Here is a 14,479-nt window from a genome sequence, read left to right as displayed (position 1 = left end):
CCCGCGCGGTCGACGAAAGGAGCCGGCCCGGTGGCCCTCACCACGGTGCCCGGCCGGACCGGACGCACCGGTTCCGCCCGACCCCACGCCAACCGGCGTCGGGCCGGGCGGGACCGGCACGCCGAAGGTCTGGCGGGTTACGTATTCCTCTCGCCCTGGCTCATCGGACTGATGGGCGTCACGGCGATCCCCATGCTGCTCTCACTCTGGCTGAGCTTCACCAACTACGACATCCTCACCCCGCTGTCCGAGGTGGAGTGGGTCGGGCTGGCCAACTACGAGCGGATGTTCACCGCCGACCCGTCGTACTGGCACGCGGTCCGGGTGACGTTGACCTTCGCCCTGGTGGCCGTGCCGCTGAAGCTGGCCGCCGCGCTCGGCGTGGCGCTGCTGCTCAACAAGGCGTGGCGGGGCGTGGGCCTGTTCCGGGCGCTGTTCTACCTGCCGTCGCTGCTCGGCGGCAGCGTCGCGCTGGCCATCGTCTGGGTCAACATGTTCAACCGGGACGGCGCGTTCAACTCGTTCCTCGCGTTGTTCGGCATCGAGGGGCTGCCCTGGGTCAACGACCCGGACTGGGCGCTACAGACCCTGATGGTGCTGGCCATCTGGCAGTTCGGCGCCCCCATGGTGATCTTCCTGGCCGGGCTGAAGCAGGTCCCCACCGAGCTGTACGAGGCCGCCTCCGTCGATGGGGCCGGCCGCTGGTCGCAGTTCTGGCACGTCACCCTGCCGATGCTCTCCCCGGTCATCTTCTTCAACCTGGTGCTGGAGACCATCAACGGCTTCCAGGGCTTCACCGCCGCCTTCGTGCTCAGCAACGGCACCGGCGGGCCGGTCGACTCCACCCTGATGTACACCCTGAAGCTCTACATCTCCGGCTTCACCGACCTGGAGATGGGCTACGCCTCCGCGATGGCCTGGGTGTTCCTGATCGCGATCGGTCTGATCACCGCGATCTTCTTCAGCACCGGGCGGTTCTGGGTGCACTACTCCGACGGGGAGAAGTGATGGTGGCGGTGACCTCGACGGCGCGTCGAGCGGGTGCCCGCCGGTCGGGCGGCCGGCAGGCGGTACGGCTGCTCGTCCTGGTCGTGATCGTGGCAGTGGTGCTCTACCCGCTGCTGTGGATGCTGGGCACCTCGGTCAAGTCCCAGGAGGAGATCGTCAACAACGTCGGCCTGCTGCCCGAGACGTTCACCCCGGGCAACTTCACCGACGGCTGGGGCAACTTCGACATCAGCTTCGGCACGTTCTTCCTCAACAGCGCGATGGTCAGCCTGCTGACCGTGGTCGGCAACGCGGTCTCCTGCCTGCTCGCCGCGTACGCCTTCGCCCGGCTGCGGTTCCGGCTGCGCGGGGTCTGGTTCGCCGTCATGATCGGCACCCTGCTGCTCCCCGGCCACGTGCTGATCGTGCCGCAGTACATCCTGTTCCGCAGCCTGGGCCTGGTCGGCGGGGAATGGCCCTACCTGCCGCTGCTCATCCCGCAGTTCCTGGCCACCGAGGCGTTCTTCGTGTTCCTGATGGTGCAGTTCATGCGGGGCATCCCGCGCGAGCTGGACGAGGCCGCCAAGATCGACGGCGCCAGCCCGTACGGCATCTTCCGGCACATCATCCTGCCGCTGAGCCGGCCGGCGCTGGTCACCACCGCGATCTTCTCGTTCATCTGGACCTGGAACGACTTCTTCCGGCAACTGGTCTTCCTGTCCAGCCTGGACGACTACACGGTGCCGGTGGCGCTGACCCTGTTCATCGACTCCACCAGCCAGAGCGCGGTCGGCCCGATGTTCGCCATGTCGGTGCTGTCCCTGCTGCCGGTCTTCCTGTTCTTCCTGGCCTTCCAGCGGATGCTGGTCGAGGGCATCAACACCAGCGGGTTGAAGGGATGACCGCCCCCGAGGTGGCGGAGCCGACCGCCGAGCGGACCCGTCGGGACTGGCGGGACACCCTGCGCGACGCCACCGACCTGGCGCTGCTCGGGTTCGCGCTGGTGCTGGCCGCACTGCCGGTGCTCACCGCCGCGCCGGCCCTCGCCACCGCCAGCGCCGCCGTGCACGACCGGCTGACCCTCGGCGGCTGGCCGGACCTGCGTACCACGCTGGCCCGGTTCGGTCGGGCGCTGCCGGCCGGCCTGGCCGCCAGCGCCGTCGGGGCGGCCGTCGCCGTCGCGCTCGGCGTCGACCTGGTCGCGCTGGCCACCGGCCGGGTGCCCGGTGGCGGGGCCGCCCTGGCCGGCACCGCCGTGGTCACCGCCGCCCTGGCCGGGTACGCCGGGCTGACCGTGGTCGCGATCGGCCGTACCGGCGGGCGGGGCTGGCGGGACGCGGCCCGCGCCGCCGCCCGGACCGGCCTGGCCCGGCCGGGGACCTGGGCGGCGGCCGGCGGGGTGTGCGCCGTCGCCGGTCTGTTGGGGATACTTGTCACCCCGGTGGCGGTGCCGATCCTGGCCGGCTACGCGCTGGCCGCCCTGCACGCCGTCGCCGCCCGCCGGCCCGTCGTCCGGATGGAGTCACCGTGACCGGTCACCCGCCCCTGACCCCGGCCCGGCCCGGCCCCGACCCGGTGCCGGTCGCCTCCGGCGACGACGATCCCCGGCTGCACGTCGGCGACATCGAGGTGGCCCGGTACGTGGTGTGCCCCGACCTGGCCCCCCGGCACGGTCCCCGGCCCTACCTGCACCCGGTGCGTACGCTGGCCGGCACCCCGGTCACCGACGCCCTGCCCGCCGACCACGTCTGGCACCTCGGGGCGTCGCTGGCCGTGCAGGACGTCGACGGCACCAACCTGTGGGGCGGCCGGACGTACGTCCGGGACACCGGGTACACCTGGCGCGACGACCACGGCGTGATCGCGCACACGCAGTGGCGCGACCGTGCCCCGGACCGGTTGGCGCACGCGTTGCAGTGGCGCGACCGCGACGGCGGGGTGCTGCTCACCGAGCACCGGCGGCTCGTCGCGACCCCGGTGACCTCGGACGCCTGGGCCCTCGACGTCGACTACACCCTCACCGCCCCGGCGCAGCGGGACGTCCACCTGGGCAGTCCGGCCACCAACGGTCGACCCGGCGGGGCCGGCTACGGCGGGTTCTTCTGGCGGGCGGTCGCCGACGGTGAGCCGGCCACGTTCACCGTCGACGCCGACGGCGAGCAGGCGGCCAACGGCAGCGCCGCCCGTTGGGTCGCGTTGACCGGTGTCGCGCCGGGCGGTGGGGCGTACACCCTGGTCTTCACCGGGCTCGGGCTCGGCGACCGGTGGTTCGTGCGGACCGCGATGTACCCGGGCGTCTGCGTGGCCTTCGCCTTCGACCGGCCGGCCGTGGTGCCCGCCGGGGGCCGGCGCACCGGCCGGCACCGGGTGTTAATCGCCGACGGGGTGCGCGACCGGGCCGGCGTGACCGCGCTGCTCGCCGCCGCGGAGCCGGTGTGACCGCCGACCCGCCCGCCCCCGAGGCGTCGGCCGGCCCGGAGGTGGCCACCGTCGGCGAGTCGATGGTGGTGCTCAGCCCGGACCCGACCGGGCCGCTGGAGCTGGCCGACCGGTTGGGTGTCTCGGTCGGCGGCGCGGAGTCCAACGTGGCCTCCGCGCTCGCCGCGCTCGGGCACCGGACCGCCTGGGTCAGCCGGGTCGGCGACGACCCGTTCGGCCGGCGGGTGCGGCGGCACGTCGTCGCCACCGGGGTGGACACCAGCCTGGTCACCGTCGACCCGGCCGCGCCGACCGGCGTCTACCTCAAGGACCCGACGCCCGGCGGGACCGCCGTGCACTACTACCGGTCCGGCTCGGCGGCTGCCCGGCTCGGCCCGGGGGTCCTGGACGACCCGGGGCTGGCCGGGGTCCGGCTGCTGCACCTGTCCGGGGTGACCGCCGCCCTCTCGCCGTCCTGTGCGGCCCTGGTGCGGCGGGCGGTCACCGACCGGCCGCTGCCCGCCGCCCGGGTCTCCTTCGACGTCAACCACCGGGCCCGGCTGTGGTCGGCCGAGGCCGCCGCGCCGGTGCTGCGCCGGCTCGCCGACGCCGCCGACGTGGTCCTCGTCGGGCTGGACGAGGCCCACACCCTGTGGGGCGTCACCGACCCGACCGCCGTGCGTGACCTGCTGCCCGGTCCGGATCTGGTGGTGGTCAAGGACGCCGACGTCGGCGCGACCGCGCTGCCCCGCACCGGACCGGCCGTGTTCGTCCCCGCGCTGCGGGTGCGGGTGCACGAGCCGGTCGGGGCCGGCGACGCCTTCGCCGCCGGCTGTCTGTCGGGTCTGCTGCGCGGCCTCGACCTGCACCACTGCCTGCGGCTCGGGCACCTCTGCGCGGCGCCCACCCTGACCGTGGCCGGGGACACCGCACCGCCGCCGCAGCGGGCGCTGGCCGATCGGCTCCTCGCGCTGCCGGCGCAGGAGTGGGCGAGACTGGACCTGGTCGACGCCGGTCTGCTCGCCGCCCCCGACACCGGATGGAGTGGTCGATGACCGTGCACGACTTCGCACCCCTGTTCGGTACCGCGCGGGTGATGGTGATCCTGCGTGACCTGCCACCGACGGAGACCGTCCGGCTCGCCGAGCGGGCCTGGGACCTCGGTATCGACGTGGTCGAGGTGCCGATCCGCACCCCCGAGGCCACGCTCGCCCTGCGGGCGGTGGTGGAGGCCGGCAAGGAGCGGGGCCGACGGGTCGGGGCCGGCACGGTGCGTACCCCCGCCCAGGTACGGCAGGCCGCCAGCGCCGGGGCGGCCTTCACCGTCGCCCCCGGGCTGGACCTGGCGGTGGCCGACGCGGCGGTCAGCTACGGCATCCCGCACCTGCCCGGGGTGGCCACCCCCACCGAGGCGCAGCAGGCGCTCGACCACGGGCTGGTCTGGCTCAAGGCGTTCCCCGCCGTCAGCCTCGGCCCCCGGTGGTTCACGGCGGTCGCCGGCCCGCTGCCGGAGCTGCGGTTCGTGGCGACCGGGGGGATCGACGCGGGCAACGCCGCCGACTTCCTCGCCGCCGGGGTGCGGGTGGTGGCGGTGGGCTCGGCGCTGTCCGACCCACGGCAGATCGACCGGCTCGCCGAGCTGGCCGCCACCCCGGCCTGAGCCGGTGTCCGTGCCGACCACCGACCCGGTCCACCGACCGCGCCCACCGGCCGGCGGCGGATCCTGCCGTGGCCGGTCCGGGCCCGACGGGTCAGGCCGGGGCGGGGCCGAGGCTGTCGCGGACGACCAGGGTGGCCGGCAACACCTCGACCCGGGACCGGTCGGTGGGCGGGCCCAGGGCCAGGGTCATCGCCCGCGCGCCCAGCTCCACCAGCGGCAGCCGGACGGTGGTCAGGGCCGGGGTCACGTCGGCGGCGACCGGCATGTCGTCGAAGCCCACCACCGAGACCTGCCCGGGGACCGGGACGTCCCGGGCCCGCAGCAGGGTCAGCGCGCCGACGGCCATCGAGTCGTTCAGCGCCACCAGGGCGGTCAGCCCCGGATGGGCGTCGAGCAGCTCACCGGCGGCGCGGGCGCCACCGTCGCGGTCGAAGTCGGCGTACCGGATCCGCTCCTCGGGCAGCGGGTGGCCGCCGTCGGCGAGCGCGGCGCGCAACCCGTCGAGCCGGTCGGTGATGGTGGTCAGCACCTGCGGGCCGGCGACCACCCCGATCCGGGTGTGCCCCTGGCGCAGCAGCTCCGCGCCGAGCAGCCGGCCACCGTCGGTGTTGGCCGGCATCACCGCGTCGCCGGGGTGCTCGTGTCGGCCGACCACCGCCACCCGGCCGCCGGTCGCCTCGTAGGCGGCCAGCTTCTCGGCGAGCCGGGCGGTGAAGGCGGGATCGTGGTAGCCGGAGCCGGCCAGCACGATCGCGGCGACCTGCTGGGCGCGCAGCAGCTCCACGTACTCCAGCTCGCGTTCCGGGTCGCGGTAGCTGTTGCAGATGATGACCAGCCGGCCGTGGTCGGTGGCGACCCGCTGCAACCCCCGGGTCAGCTCCGCGAAGTACGGGTCGGAGACGTCGTGCACCACCACGCCGACCACGCTGCGCTGCGGCCGGGCCAGGAGCTGGGCGTGCGCGTTCGGCACGTAGCGCAGGTCGGCGACGGCCCGCAGGACCCGTTCGCGCAGCTCGTCGGCGACCGGCTTGCTGCTGCCGTTGATCACCCGGGAGGCGGTGGCGGGGGAGACCCCGGCGTGGCGGGCGACATCGGCCAGCGTCGCCATGGGCACCCCCGGAAGTGTCCGGCCCCGATCCGGGGCGCGCGGTAGCGGACAGGTTACCGCAACGGCCGGGACAGACCCTTGCCCCGTGGTCGGGCCGCCGCCTAGGCTGCTAGGAAAGCGCTTACCTCCGTGATGTGCAAAGGGGAAGGACGACCATGACCCGAAGGTCGATCGGCATCATCGTCAACGGCGTCACCGGTCGGATGGGCTACCGCCAGCACCTGGTCCGCTCCCTGCTCGCCCTCCGTGAGCAGGGCGGCCTGGCGCTGGGCGACGGCACCCGGATCTGGCCCGAGCCGATCCTGGTCGGCCGGGACGAGACCCGGCTGCGGGCGGTCGCGGAACGGCACGGCCTCACCGACTGGACCACCGATCTCGCCGCCGCCCTCGCCCGCGACGACGCGGAGATCTACTTCGACGCCCAGGTGACCCAGCAGCGGGAGAAGGCGATCCGCCAGGCCATCGAGGCCGGCAAACACATCTACACCGAGAAGCCGCTCGCCGAGTCCAGCGCCGCCGCGCTGGAACTGGTCCGGGCCGCCGACGCCGCCGGCATCCGCACCGGCGTCGTACAGGACAAGCTCTTCCTCCCCGGGCTGCGCAAGCTCAAGCGGCTGATCGACGGCGGCTTCTTCGGCCAGATCCTCTCCGTGCGCGGCGAGTTCGGCTACTGGGTCTTCGAGGGCGACTGGCAACCCGCCCAACGGCCCTCCTGGAACTACCGTGCCGAGGACGGCGGCGGCATCGTGATGGACATGTTCCCGCACTGGCAGTACGTGCTGGAGGAACTGTTCGCCCCGGTGCGGGCGGTCACCTGCGTCGCCACCACCCACGTCCCGCAGCGGGTCGACGAGGCCGGCCGGCCGTACCCGGCCACCGCCGACGATTCCGCGTACGGCATCTTCGAACTCGACGGCGGGGTGGTCGCCGCGCTCAACTCGTCCTGGTGCACCCGGGTGCACCGCGACGAACTGGTCGAGTTCCACGTCGACGGGACCGAGGGCAGCGCCGTCGCCGGGCTGCGCCGCTGCCGGGCCCAGCACCGGGCGGTCACCCCCAAGCCGGTCTGGAACCCGGACCTGCCCGCCACCGAGGACTTCCGGGCACAGTGGACCGAGGTGCCCGACAACGAGGAGTTCGACAACGGCTTCAAGGTGCAGTGGGAGGCGTTCCTGCGGCACGTCGTCACCGGTGCCCCGTTCGGGTGGGACTTCCTGGCCGGCGCACGCGGCGTGCAACTTGCCGAGCTGGGGCTGCGTTCCGCGCGGGAGGGTCGCCGCGTCGAGGTGCCGGAGCTGACCCGGTGACCGCCACCGTCCGGCTGCCCGACGGCAGCACGCACCGGCTGCGCGGCAGCGCCGGCCACGACCGCCCCACCGGTCCGTCCACCAGCCGGATGGCGTACGCCGCCGCGCACGTCGTCGCCGACCCGGGGGCGGAGAACGTGCCGGGTGCCCCGGCCGCCGTCGACTGGGAGCGCACGCTCGCCTTCCGGCGCCACCTCTGGTCGTACGGGCTGGGGGTGGCCGAGGCGATGGACACCGCCCAGCGCGGCGCGGGCCTGGACCACCCGGCCACCCGGGAGCTGATCCGGCGCAGCGCCGCCGAGGCCCGCGCGGTCGGCGGCCGGATCGTCGCCGGGGTCGCCACCGACCAGCTCCCACCCGGGCCGGCGACGGTGGCCCAGGTGACCCGGGCCTACACCGCGCAGCTCGCCGACGTCAGCGCCGCCGGCGCCCGCCCGGTGCTGATGTGCAGCCGCCAGCTGGCCGCCGCCGCCACCGGCCCCGACGACTACCTGCGGGTGTACGACGAACTGCTCGCCGCCGCCGACCAGCCGGTGGTGCTGCACTGGCTCGGCGACATGTTCGACCCGGCGCTGGCGGGTTACTGGGGCTCGACCGACCTGGACGAGGCCACCGAGACGGTGCTGCACCTGATCAAGGAGCACCAGCGGAAGGTCGACGGGATCAAGGTGTCCCTGCTCGACGCCGACCGGGAGGTCGCGCTGCGTCGCCGACTGCCCGCCGGGGTACGCCTCTACACCGGCGACGACTTCCACTACCCGGAGTTGATCCGGGGCGACGACCAGGGCCACTCCGACGCGCTGCTCGGCGTCTTCGCGGCCATCGCGCCGGCCGCCGCCACCGCGCTCGCCGCCCTCGACGCCGGCGACCTGGACCGCTACGACGCGGTGTTCGCCCCGACGCTGCCGCTGGCCCGGCACCTGTTCGCCGCGCCCACCTGGTTCTACAAGACCGGCATCGTCTTCCTCGCCTGGCTGGCCGGGCACCAGGACCACTTCACCATGCTGGCCGGTCAGCAGTCCGGCCGTTCCCCGGCCCACCTGGCCCGGCTGCTCGTCCTCGCCGACGCCGCCGGGCTGCTGCCCGACGCGGAGCTGGCCGCGGCGCGGGCCCGCGCCTACTTCACCGTGGCCGGGGTGACCCAGTGACCGCCCCGGCGGTGCCCGGCGGCGGCGTGGTGCCCGGCGGCGGCGCGGTGGCGGCGGTGGCGGGACGGGTCGTGCCGGGCGAGGGCCTGGCCCGGTTCTCGTTCAACCAGGCCACCGCCACGCACTGGCCGTTGGCCGAGGTGGTCGCCGGCTGTGTGGCGGCCGGGGTGCCCGGCATCGGCCTGTGGCGGGAGCCGGTCCAGGAGCACGGCGTCGACCGGGCGGCGCGGCTGGTCCGGGAGGCCGGAATCACCGTCACCTCGCTCTGCCGGGGCGGGTTCTTCACCGGCCCGGACTGGTGGGACGACAACCGGCGGGCCATCGAGGAGGCGGCCACCCTCGGCACCCGGGAACTGGTGCTGGTCTCCGGCGGGCTGCCGCCCGGCAGCCGGGACGTCGACGGGGCCCGCCGGCAGGTCGCCGACGCCGTCGCCGCGCTCGCCCCCGAGGCGGCGGCGGCCGGGGTACGGCTGGCCATCGAACCCCTGCACCCGATGTTCAGCGCCGACCGGTGCGTGGTGAGCACCCTCGGCCAGGCGCTCGACATCGCCGAACGGTTCGACCCGGCGGTGGTCGGGGTGGTGGTCGACACCTACCACGTGTGGTGGGACGACACGGTGTACGCGCAGATCACCCGGGCCGCCGACCGGATCGCCGCGTTCCAGGTGGCGGACTGGGTGACCCCACTGCCGGAGGGGGTGCTGCTCGGCCGGGCGCTGCCCGGCGAGGGCTGCGTCGAGCTGCGCCGGCTGCGCGAGGCGGTCGACGCCGCCGGGTACACCGGGCCGGTCGAGGTCGAGGTGTTCCAGGCTGCGCTCTGGTCCCGGCCCGGCCCCGACATTCTCGCCGCCACCATCGACGCCTACCTGACCCATCTGCCCTGACCCGGCTGCTACTGCTCCCGGCACCCGCGTCGAGCGGACCGGCACCGAAGAACGGGCCGAGCGGGTGGCGGGGGCTGGGCGGGTGCCGGTGCCGGGCGGGTGTTGCGGGCGGGCTGGGCCTGGGCGACCCGGTACCTCACCGGGCGAGGCGTCCCGTTCCGGCCGGCGGTGACGGCCGCAGCTGGTCGCCGTGCCGAGTGCGGCGTGGGGCCGACGTCGAGACCGCCGTAGCGTGAGGGCCGACCCGACCCGACCCGAGCGGAGTGGAGGAGGCGGCACATGCTGCGGTGGAGCTGGTTGCAGGCCGCCGCCGGCCGGCTGCGGCAGGGCTGGCTACCGGTCGTCGAGACGACCCTGGCGGCCACCGTGGCCTGGGTGCTGGCCACCCGGATCGTCGGCCACCCCCAGCCCTTCTTCGCGCCCGCCGCCGCGCTGATCGTCCTCGGCCAGGCCCGGGGCCAGCGGGTACGCCGGGCGGTCGAGGTGGTGCTCGGGGTGGCCGCCGGCGTCCTCGTCGCCGACCTGGTGGTCCAGGCCCTGGGGCCGCGTACCACCTGGACGGTCTTCACCGTCATCTTGCTCACCATCGCCCTCGCGGTGGCGATCGGTGCGAGCACCGTCTCGGTGGTGCAGGCCGCGGTCTCCGCCCTCTACCTGGTGGTGGTCTCCCCGGCCACCGAGTCGCTGGTGCCGTTCCGGTTCGTCGACGCGTTGATCGGTGGCGGGGTGGCGGTGGTGGCCAGCCAGCTCATCGACGCCCGCCGGCCGCTGGCTCCGCTGGTCGCCGAGTTCCGGCGTACCTTCGACGGCCTCGCCGAGGTGCTGGAGGAGGTGGCCACCGCACTCGACCGGCATGACGCGCCCGCCGCGCTGGCCGCCCTGGAACAGGCCCGGCAGCTCGACGTGGAGCCGCTGCGGGACGCCGTCCTCGCCGCCGGCGAGGCGGTCCGGCTCAACGTCCGCCGCCGCCGGCACATCGGCCGGCTCCGGAGCGTGGACGCCTCCATCGGCCAGATCGACTACGCGGTACGCAACATCCGGGTGCTGGCTCGCGCCGGGGTGACCTTCAGCCGGCTGCCCACCCCCGTCCCGTCCGACCTGGGCGCGGCGCTGCGTGACCTGGCACGGGCGGTCGAGGCGGCCGGCCTGGCGCTCGCGGCCGACCTGGAGGGTGCGGAGGAGGCCGGTGACCGACACGCCGAGGAGGCCGACCGGGCCGCCCTGGCGGCGGTCCGGATCGCCGGACGGCTCTTCACCGCCGGTCAGAGCCTGCCGCTGGCGATGATCGTCGGCCAGATCCGGGCCACCGCCATCGACCTGCTGCGCGGGGTGCGCACCGACGACGACGCCGCCGTGTTGGCCCGGGTGGACGAGGCGCTCGGACTGCCCGCGCTCTGACCGGCATGGGGTAAGGGGCGTATACCGCTTGTGGCCGTGACGAATCGGGTGTGAGATCGACGACGAGGATGTCGTACCGGAAGGACCGCCCCCGTCGTGAGCGCTACCGCCAGCCCGCCCCGCAGTGCCGTACCCCCGCCGTTGCTGGCCGCCCGCAACGGCGTCGCGGTGGTCTTCGCCCTCAACGGCCTCGCCGTGGCCACCTGGTTCTCCCGGATCCCGGCCGTCCGTGAGGCGCTCGGCCTCAGCGCCGGCCAACTCGGCCTGTTGCTGCTGGCCATGTCCGGCGGCGCGGTCCTGGCGCTGATCAGCGCCGGCCTGGTGACCCAGCGTCTCGGCCCGGCCCGCACCGTCGTCACCTCGACCGTACTGGTGGCGGCCGGGCTGGCCGGGGTGGGCCTCGCCGCCGGCCCGATCGGCTCGCTGCCCGGCGTCGCGGTCGGACTGTTCGCCCTCGGCTACGGCTCCGGCACCTGCGACGTGGCGATGAACGTCGAAGGCGCGGCAGTGGAGAAGCGCCTGGGCCGCACCATCCTGCCCCGGTTCCACGCCGCCTGGAGCCTCGGCTCGGTGGCCGGCGCGGGCCTCGGTGCCGGCGCGGCCCGGCTCGGCGTCCCGATCACCGCCCACCTGGCGGCGCTGGCGGTGCTGGTGCTCGGTGGCACCCTGCTCGGGGCTCGGCGGTTCCTGCCCGCCTCCCACGCCGACGGGGGGTCGACCCGCCGGGGCGGCCTACTCGCGGCCTGGCGGGAGCCCCGCACCCTGCTCATCGGCGCGCTGGTCCTGGTGATGGCGTTCACCGAGGGCAGCGCGAACGACTGGTTGGCGGTCGCCTTCGTCGACGGCTACGGGGTCAGCGAGGCCGCCGGCGCCGCCGTCTTCGGGGTCTTCGTCACCGGAATGACCATCGGCCGGACGGCCGGCACCGTGGCCATCGACCGTTGGGGTCGGGGCCCGGTGCTGGTCGGCACGATCCTGCTGGCCGCCGCCGGTTCGCTGCTGGCGGTGCTGGCCGGCTCCGGCCCGGTCGCCGTCGTCGGGGTGGTGCTCTGGGGGCTCGGCGCGTCGCTCGGCTTCCCGGTCGGGATGAGCGCCGCCGCCGACGACGAGGAACGGGCTCCGGCCCGGGTCAGCGTCGTCGCGGTGCTCGGCTACACGTCGTTCCTGGCCAGCCCGCCGTTGCTGGGCCTGCTCGGCGACCACGTCGGCACCCTGCACGCGCTGCTGGTGGTGCCGGTGCTGTTGATCCCGACGCTGGCCCTGGTGCCGGCGACCCGGCCGCCGGCCGGCTCGTCCGCCACCGCTCCAGTACAAGAAAACTAGCAGTCACCGAGCGGCACCGGTATCGGGTGCGTGGCCGACTCCACGGGCCGTCGGAGTTGGCTAGGGTCGCCGAATGCCTACCGAGATCACCGCCGCGGCGGCGGGCCACTGGACCCTGGGCGACCGCACCGTGCACCGGATGGGGTTCGGCTCGATGCGGATCACCGCCCACCCCGACCGGGACCGGGCGCTGCGGGTCGTGCGCCGGGCCGTCGAACTGGGGGTCGACCACCTCGACACCGCCGCCTTCTACGTCTCACCGGGCGGCACGCTGAACGTCGGCACCGGCCCCGCCCGGTACGCCACCGAGCTGATCCGCGCCGCGCTCGCCCCGTATCCGGACCACCTGGTGATCGCCACCAAGGTCGGCTTCCGGTACGACCCGGCGACCGGGCTGCACGAGGAGACCGGCCCGGCCGCACTGCGCGCCCAGGTGGAGGAGAACCTGCGCCGGCTCGGCCGCGACCACCTCGACCTGGTCAACCTGCGGATCGTCAAGCGACCCGTGCCGGACTCCGTGGCGGAACGCTTCGGGGCGCTCGCCGCGCTGCGCGACGCCGGCCTGATCCGGCACCTGGGCCTGTCCAACGTCCGCCTCGACCACCTCGACGAGGCGCAGACCATCGCCCCGGTGGTCTGCGTACAGAACAAGTACGCGCTGGACAACCGGAGTGACCAGGATGCCCTGGTCCGTGAGTGCGGCGTGCGGGGCATCGCCTACGTGCCGTTCTTCGCCCTTGCCGGGGTCAACCGGGAGGGTGGGGCGCGCACCGACCACGCCGCAGCCGTGCACGCCGTCGCCCGCGCCCACGGCGTCACCCCGCAGCAGGTACGCCTCGCCTGGACCCTGCACCAGGGCCCGCACGTGCTGGCCATCCCCGGCACCGGTGATCCGGAGCACGTGGCCGAGAACGTGGCCGCCGCCGCGCTGCGACTCACCCCCGACGACCTGGCTGCTCTCGGCTGAGCCGTCGTCCTCGGCCGAGTAGTCGGCCTCGGCGGTGTTGGCCGCTCTCGGTGGTGTCGCCGCTCTTGGTGGTGTCGCCGCTCGCGCGCGGGGTAGCTGCGGTGGCCTGGGGCGCCCGTTCAGCCAGCTGTCACGGGGCTCGCAGCGCGCTGCCAGGTAGGGGTGCTCCACTGGAGGGACGCCGAGGAGAGGAACGGGCAGATGGGCTGGTTCAACCGGCGGCCCCGGGCCGTCGAGGGCATCCCGACCAAGCTCGACCGGGAGGCCACCCGGGAGGATCTGACCGCGCTGGAGGATTTCGTGGCGGCCCACCGGGGGGTGGAGTTCTACCTCGAACCGGAGACCACCGCCACCGACACCACTGTCGTGGCGATCGCGCACGACGGGGAGTGGATCCGTCGCCGTACCGGCTCACCGCGCACGGCGGCGAAGCTGGCCCACCGGCACGCGGTGCCACTCTACGAGGCGGCGAAGACCGGCTATCCCGAGCGGATGCGGGCCTGGAACCGGTCCCACCCGGAGCGCCGGTCCCGCTGAGTGTCGGGCTGCTGGGCGCCGGTCCTGCTGGGCACCGGTCCTGTTGGGTGCCGGGGTGCTGTCCGGGGCCGGCGGGTCCGATGTCGAGCGGGTTGCCGGTGAAGGTACCCCTGTTGCCGTCCTTTCGAGCTGATGACGTTGACGGATCAGCGTCGCTTGACGTTGACGGATCGGCGTCGTGGGGTCGATGGCCGTCCCGGTGAACCCAACGGTGACGGCCTGAGTCGTTGACGTCATCAGCTCGACAGCGTGCAAGGGAGACATGTGACCCGCCGGGCCGCTGCACCGTCGGCCTCAGGCCGGGCGTGATGCTCCGGCCCGCTGTCGTCGAGCCCCGGGGTTCGACGTGCCGGTTCCGCCCGTCCCCGGCAGCGAGGTCTTCGTCTGCCGCTCGGCCGTGGAACGCCGGGCGTGGTGGCTGCTGCGTGCGAGGGGCGCGACGGCCTCGTACGGCCCCGTCACGCCGGTCGATCAGCTCCGTCCGGTCCGGGTGCCCGCCGTTGACCTCGGGGTGAGGAGTGTGGCAGCATTCGCGGCCTGACGGCAGTGAAGGAAGTCGGTGTGATTCCGACGCGGTCCCGCCACTGTCACCGGGGAGCGATCCCCCCTCGCGAGTCACGACCGTGTGTGTGCGGTTGGAAGACCGGGGGTGAGCGTCGATCCGGAAGCCAGGATACTTCGGCCGTCGGAGAACCCCAGGGCGTGGACACCCGAGGAGGATCCGATGACGCGCAGCGTCTCC

General features: G+C 74.4%; 14 protein-coding genes and 1 riboswitch. Of the genes, 13 read left to right on the top strand and 1 reads right to left on the bottom strand.

Annotation, left to right across the window (positions count from 1 at the left end; translation table 11 throughout):
* Positions 1-30: 30 nt before the first annotated feature.
* Genes ACIG87_RS07155 through ACIG87_RS07130 form a run of 6 tightly spaced genes read left to right on the top strand, consistent with a single transcriptional unit; the run spans position 31 to position 5,065 of the window.
* Positions 31-1,008: a carbohydrate ABC transporter permease gene (locus tag ACIG87_RS07155; RefSeq protein WP_396848963.1), complete on the top strand. Its 978-nt coding sequence runs from the start codon at positions 31-33 to the stop codon at positions 1,006-1,008.
* A complete protein-coding gene (locus tag ACIG87_RS07150; RefSeq protein ID WP_396848961.1) occupies positions 1,008-1,889 on the top strand; it encodes a carbohydrate ABC transporter permease in 882 nt (293 codons plus the stop codon). The genes ACIG87_RS07155 and ACIG87_RS07150 overlap by 1 nt, the downstream gene beginning before the upstream one ends.
* Positions 1,886-2,518: a hypothetical protein gene (locus ACIG87_RS07145; RefSeq protein ID WP_396848960.1), complete on the top strand. Its 633-nt coding sequence runs from the start codon at positions 1,886-1,888 to the stop codon at positions 2,516-2,518. The genes ACIG87_RS07150 and ACIG87_RS07145 overlap by 4 nt, the downstream gene beginning before the upstream one ends.
* Positions 2,515-3,426 carry a PmoA family protein gene (locus ACIG87_RS07140; RefSeq protein WP_396848959.1) on the top strand — a complete coding sequence of 304 codons (912 nt, stop codon included), beginning with the start codon at positions 2,515-2,517 and terminating at the stop codon, positions 3,424-3,426. The genes ACIG87_RS07145 and ACIG87_RS07140 overlap by 4 nt, the downstream gene beginning before the upstream one ends.
* Positions 3,423-4,460 carry a sugar kinase gene (locus ACIG87_RS07135; protein WP_396848958.1) on the top strand — a complete coding sequence of 346 codons (1,038 nt, stop codon included), beginning with the start codon at positions 3,423-3,425 and terminating at the stop codon, positions 4,458-4,460. Before ACIG87_RS07140 ends, ACIG87_RS07135 begins: the two co-directional genes overlap by 4 nt.
* Positions 4,457-5,065 carry a bifunctional 4-hydroxy-2-oxoglutarate aldolase/2-dehydro-3-deoxy-phosphogluconate aldolase gene (locus tag ACIG87_RS07130; RefSeq protein WP_396848956.1) on the top strand — a complete coding sequence of 203 codons (609 nt, stop codon included), beginning with the start codon at positions 4,457-4,459 and terminating at the stop codon, positions 5,063-5,065. The genes ACIG87_RS07135 and ACIG87_RS07130 overlap by 4 nt, the downstream gene beginning before the upstream one ends.
* A gap of 91 nt (positions 5,066-5,156) precedes the next feature.
* Here ACIG87_RS07130 and ACIG87_RS07125 read toward each other — a convergent pair whose 3' ends face one another.
* Entirely contained in the window at positions 5,157-6,173 is a 1,017-nt protein-coding gene (locus ACIG87_RS07125) for a LacI family DNA-binding transcriptional regulator (protein WP_396849249.1), read from the bottom strand.
* 155 nt (positions 6,174-6,328) lie between these two features.
* Here ACIG87_RS07125 and ACIG87_RS07120 point away from each other — a divergent pair, with 155 nt between their 5' ends.
* The 7 genes from ACIG87_RS07120 (at position 6,329) to ACIG87_RS07090 (ending at position 13,737) form a co-directional block, all read left to right on the top strand.
* Positions 6,329-7,480, top strand: coding sequence for a Gfo/Idh/MocA family protein (locus tag ACIG87_RS07120; RefSeq protein ID WP_396848954.1), 1,152 nt, complete (start codon positions 6,329-6,331; stop codon positions 7,478-7,480).
* Positions 7,477-8,628 carry a dihydrodipicolinate synthase family protein gene (locus ACIG87_RS07115; RefSeq protein WP_396848952.1) on the top strand — a complete coding sequence of 384 codons (1,152 nt, stop codon included), beginning with the start codon at positions 7,477-7,479 and terminating at the stop codon, positions 8,626-8,628. Before ACIG87_RS07120 ends, ACIG87_RS07115 begins: the two co-directional genes overlap by 4 nt.
* An 86-nt stretch (positions 8,629-8,714) precedes the next feature.
* Positions 8,715-9,512, top strand: a complete 798-nt coding sequence (locus ACIG87_RS07110; protein ID WP_396849247.1) for a sugar phosphate isomerase/epimerase family protein — start codon at positions 8,715-8,717, stop codon at positions 9,510-9,512.
* A gap of 279 nt (positions 9,513-9,791) precedes the next feature.
* On the top strand, positions 9,792-10,910 hold the full coding sequence (locus ACIG87_RS07105) for an aromatic acid exporter family protein (RefSeq protein WP_396848951.1): 1,119 nt from the start codon (positions 9,792-9,794) through the stop codon (positions 10,908-10,910).
* A 96-nt stretch (positions 10,911-11,006) separates the two neighbouring features.
* On the top strand, positions 11,007-12,233 hold the full coding sequence (locus tag ACIG87_RS07100) for an MFS transporter (RefSeq protein WP_396848950.1): 1,227 nt from the start codon (positions 11,007-11,009) through the stop codon (positions 12,231-12,233).
* 73 nt (positions 12,234-12,306) lie between these two features.
* Entirely contained in the window at positions 12,307-13,200 is an 894-nt protein-coding gene (locus tag ACIG87_RS07095) for an aldo/keto reductase (RefSeq protein WP_396848948.1), read from the top strand.
* A gap of 201 nt (positions 13,201-13,401) precedes the next feature.
* Positions 13,402-13,737 (top strand): hypothetical protein, encoded by a 336-nt coding sequence (locus ACIG87_RS07090; RefSeq protein WP_396848947.1) that lies wholly within the window; start codon positions 13,402-13,404, stop codon positions 13,735-13,737.
* 549 nt (positions 13,738-14,286) lie between these two features.
* Positions 14,287-14,416: riboswitch (cobalamin riboswitch) on the top strand.
* The last annotated feature ends 63 nt before the right edge of the window (positions 14,417-14,479 follow it).

This window comes from Micromonospora sp. NPDC051925, assembly GCF_044548625.1.
Lineage (GTDB): Bacteria > Actinomycetota > Actinomycetes > Mycobacteriales > Micromonosporaceae > Micromonospora.
Note: the sequence above shows the minus strand (reverse complement) of the source record. Positions and strands in the feature narration are given on the sequence as shown.